This is a genomic window from Halomonas terrestris (assembly GCF_049166755.1).
Classification (GTDB): domain Bacteria; phylum Pseudomonadota; class Gammaproteobacteria; order Pseudomonadales; family Halomonadaceae; genus Halomonas.
Map to the genome: position 1 here is coordinate 1 of NZ_JBMHFZ010000057.1, position 734 is coordinate 734.

Consider the following 734-nt stretch of genomic DNA (forward strand, 5'->3'; position numbering starts at 1 on the left):
GGGTGGTGCCTCGGGATGACTTGGGGGTGAAAGTCCCCCGCACGCCCGGCAAGGGGAAGTGCTAGCCGACGGCAAGGGTGTCTCCCGCGAGGGGGGATCTGAAGGAAGCCCGAGGCAAAACGCTGGCCTGACGAACAGGAAGCGGATACGAGGCGTCATGGCGGGGTGAGATGGCCAGAATCATCAAAGCCCGGTACTTGCACGGAACGCCATGGCGTAGATCCGACAGGCATAAGCGGGAAGGTCGCGCGTCTTACCCTGGGAGGTCTGGTGGTCTGCCACGGTGCTACCGGCGTCGAGAGGCGACGGGATGGGCCATCAGACGTCAGCAGAGGCCATAGTAAGTGCCGATTCACCCCGGCACCAAGGGCCGAACATGAAGAACCGCGAGTAGGCGATGACGTCTCGAGGATCGCTCATGAAGACAGCAACTGGCGCTGATACCGTCACCCACCCAGAGGGGCAGGGGCAGACCCCTGAGTCCCAGCCGGTGGGCGTCGAGACGGTCCCGGCGTCGTCATCGTGGACGAAAGCGGAGTCCGCCCCGCTCATGGAGGCCGTGGTAGAGAAGGTCAACATGGCGCGGGCTTACCGTAGGGTGGTCGCCAACAAAGGGGCGCCGGGTGCCGATGGCATGACGGTGGACCAGTTGGCCGACCACCTGAAGCAATACTGGCCGACGCTGCGTGAGCGGCTGCTGGCCGGTGAGTACCACCCCAGCCCAGTCCGAGCCG

General features: G+C 65.0%; 1 pseudogene. It reads left to right on the forward strand.

What is annotated here, in order from left to right:
- Positions 1 to 418 precede the first annotated feature (418 nt).
- Positions 419 to 734: pseudogene (locus ACOMD9_RS21090) on the forward strand (group II intron reverse transcriptase/maturase); the annotation flags it as partial.